General features: G+C 56.8%; 5 protein-coding genes. 3 read left to right on the top strand and 2 right to left on the bottom strand.

Going from position 1 to position 2,857, the window contains the following annotated elements; genetic code table 11:
* The coding region (locus ACPLUI_RS13435) for a hypothetical protein (RefSeq protein ID WP_424660759.1) at window positions 1-206 on the top strand (206 nt) is incomplete at its 5' end.
* Between the two features lie 431 nt (window positions 207-637).
* Here the strand turns inward: ACPLUI_RS13435 and ACPLUI_RS13440 are convergent.
* Window positions 638-1,321 (bottom strand): SdpI family protein, encoded by a 684-nt coding sequence (locus ACPLUI_RS13440; protein ID WP_424660760.1) that lies wholly within the window; start codon window positions 1,319-1,321, stop codon window positions 638-640.
* Window positions 1,270-1,656 (bottom strand): autorepressor SdpR family transcription factor, encoded by a 387-nt coding sequence (locus ACPLUI_RS13445; RefSeq protein WP_424660761.1) that lies wholly within the window; start codon window positions 1,654-1,656, stop codon window positions 1,270-1,272. Before ACPLUI_RS13445 ends, ACPLUI_RS13440 begins: the two co-directional genes overlap by 52 nt.
* A 406-nt stretch (window positions 1,657-2,062) precedes the next feature.
* Here ACPLUI_RS13445 and ACPLUI_RS13450 point away from each other — a divergent pair, with 406 nt between their 5' ends.
* Complete coding sequence (locus tag ACPLUI_RS13450) at window positions 2,063-2,302, top strand: DUF6364 family protein (RefSeq protein ID WP_424660762.1); 240 nt, start codon at window positions 2,063-2,065, stop codon at window positions 2,300-2,302.
* Window positions 2,292-2,723, top strand: coding sequence for a PIN domain-containing protein (locus ACPLUI_RS13455; RefSeq protein WP_424660763.1), 432 nt, complete (start codon window positions 2,292-2,294; stop codon window positions 2,721-2,723). The genes ACPLUI_RS13450 and ACPLUI_RS13455 overlap by 11 nt, the downstream gene beginning before the upstream one ends.
* Window positions 2,724-2,857: the final 134 nt, after the last annotated feature.

The following is a 2,857-nucleotide window of genomic DNA, read 5'->3' on the forward strand; positions in this document are numbered from 1 at the left end:
CTTATATGAGCGAATACTGGACCGGCCGCCAAACCTGGGAAAAATATGAATTTGATCGGGGCTATTGGAAATTGTTCATCATCTACGAAGAAGACGGCAAACACCGCTGCGAACTCTGGCGTGGGAGCGACGCCACGAAACCGGAAGCTGTCTTCTCACTGCGCTCCATCAGAACAGTTTTGATGCGGCGGGGATTGGCAACATGACCCAGCCGAACAGCCAAAATGCTCAATGTGCTTTACAAAATTGGGAGTCAAAATGTAAAGTAGCCATGACAAAATTGCAAAAACGGTCAGGATTGCCTGATCAGCTCGAACTCACCACCCACACCTCGGCGCTCGGTTCCCAAAAGCCGTATATCCGTTCGAACGCCTCCCGGTACGCCTTTACCGAGGAATAGCCTTGGTTCCAGATGTCCCCACCGGGATGTTACCCAGCCGCTCCCGCCGAACGGCAGTAATTCTCACGTAGTCGAGATAACTTAACTGGTAACTCATCTCATCGTATTCTCCTGTCTCCAGCTGATAAGCTCTTCTTGTTCTCGCCGAAACAGGTAACCATGCGACCTGATTGCGCGCGACTCAACCTCTGCTTGTTCTATTTGCCGCCGGCCACTCATCCCTCCCGACAAGAGAGACTAGTTTCTCAGCCGTCTGAAAATAGCGTACGAGTAGATCATCGGCGCCAGCCCCATCACGGCCACGCACGCGAAAAACACGTACGCGCCTGCGGACGAACGCACCGGTGCCAGAACGAGACAGATCAGACCGCCCAGCACCCATACTTTGGCCGCGAGGCGGTGGGTGCGCCGCCAGACCTCCGTGCTGGCCAGGGTCCAGGGTGTCCGGATGCCGACAAAGAAATTGGGTTGTACCTGTCCCATAACATTGCCTACGGCGACAAAGAGGAGAGCAACGCCGCCTTTAACCAACAGGCCTATATCCAAGCCGTACCCGAGGGCTGCCGCCGTAGCCGCAGCGTAGATGCCGGCCATAAAGAGCACCAGGCTCCAGCGCAGCAACCGGTAAACACCACCAAAACGGACGTAATTCTCGCGCCACGGGTCGATCAAGGGCATCACCAGCATCAGCGCGTAAAGACCGCAAGTCAAAAGCGGTGCGAAGAAGGCCCCATAGGCCCGCGAGCCGTAGCGGTCCACCTCGCCCCGGATGTTCCAGTGAACGGGCACCTGCTCCGGAAGCATAGGGTAAAGGAGAAATCCCGCAATAATGAGCCCCGCCAGGATCACCCACAGCGGCCAGTCCGGCTTTAAGGCCTTCCAGTTGAGGGAATAACCTTCGCTTTTATTCTCTTTCCGCATGCTTTACCACCCTCCCGTTCATCCCTACCGGCTTTCCGCTTCCCGACCGCCTTACCCGCATCCTTTCGCCCCCTCCCCTCCATAACCGCCAGAAACCAGGCCGCCGTCTCCTGGAAAACGGTCGTGTTCAAGGAGTAGTAAACGTGCTGGCCCTTCCGGTAGTCCTGCACCAGGTTGGCCTGCTTGAGCACGCCCAGGTGGTGGGAGATGGTCGGCTTGGTCAGGTCGAACCGTCCGGCGATTTCCCCCGCCGTGCGGTCGCCTTCCCGCAGGAGCCGCAGGATTTCCCGCCGCGTTTCGTCCGCCAGCGCTTTAAAAACCAAACTTAACATCATTGTCCACCTGCCAGCCGCGCAAACGGCTACTTACATTTAGATATTTAGAAAAATGTCTAACTATCCACCAGCATCAATCTACCATACCGCAGAGCCTGTTGCAATACTAAGCCCGCCCCGCAGGAGTAGCATTCCGGACTCGGCGGTTCGCGGTTTGTGGTACTTCGGTAAGCGCGTCGGCCTCTCGATTGCCAGGGGACTTCCCAACACAGCCGGTACGGGACCCGGCGCGCGGTAGAGCAATACGCTACCAACCACCGGAGAACCATCAGGAGCCCCGGACCGAACGCAGCCCCGTCGCCGGTCCGGACCATTTCCCCGTAGGCTGGAACACAGGAACTTGTGCCGGACAACTTGATTTGTCACGCAAATAAGTGATACACTTAGTTACGTGGAGGTGGAGCACGTGGAGTACCAGAATGTTACCCTTTCGCTACCTAAGGAAGTGCTGCGCCGGGCAAAACATATCGCTATTGAGCGAGGGATCTCGCTCTCCGGTCTTCTCACCCAGTTACTCGAGGACCTCACGCGGAGGGAAGACGAGTACCGCAAGGCAAAGGAGTGCCACCTGGCCATGCTGGACGAGTTTGACCTGGCGACAAAGGGAAACATCGTGTGGACCAGGAGCGATCTTTATGAGCGGTAAAAATGGCGACCGGCAGTTTGTGGATACCAACGTGCTGGTTTATGCCCACGATACCTCAGCCGGGGAAAAGCATGCCCGGGCTAAGGCTCTGGTCGCAGAACTCTGGCAATCGGGCAACGGCTGCCTCAGCGTGCAGGTATTGCAGGAGTTCTACGTGACGGTAACCCAAAAGGTCCGGAAGCCGCTTCCGCCGGAAACGGCATCACGGATCATTGGGTATCTGTCGCACTGGCGCGTGCACACGCCGGATGCCGGTGACGTGCTGGAGGCCATCAGGATTCACCGGCGGTACGCCATATCCTTCTGGGACGCGATGATTATTCGCAGCGCCGAGGCGCTGGATTGCAGAGTGATCTGGTCTGAAGACCTGAACCCCGGGCAGTATTATGGCGAGGTGAAGGTCGTAAATCCCTTTTCTTGATGATGCTGGCCGCGTTTTGCGGTTGCACATACCTCTCATTCTCTGTCTGGTCACCAGCAGCATCTTCGCGAAGAACAGCTTGCGGACTCGGATGCAACACACTATTCACTGCTGCATTGACGTAAGACGTCACC

This window comes from Desulfofundulus sp., from assembly GCF_049701015.1.
In the GTDB taxonomy this organism is placed as follows: Bacteria; Bacillota; Desulfotomaculia; order Desulfotomaculales; family Desulfovirgulaceae; genus Desulfofundulus.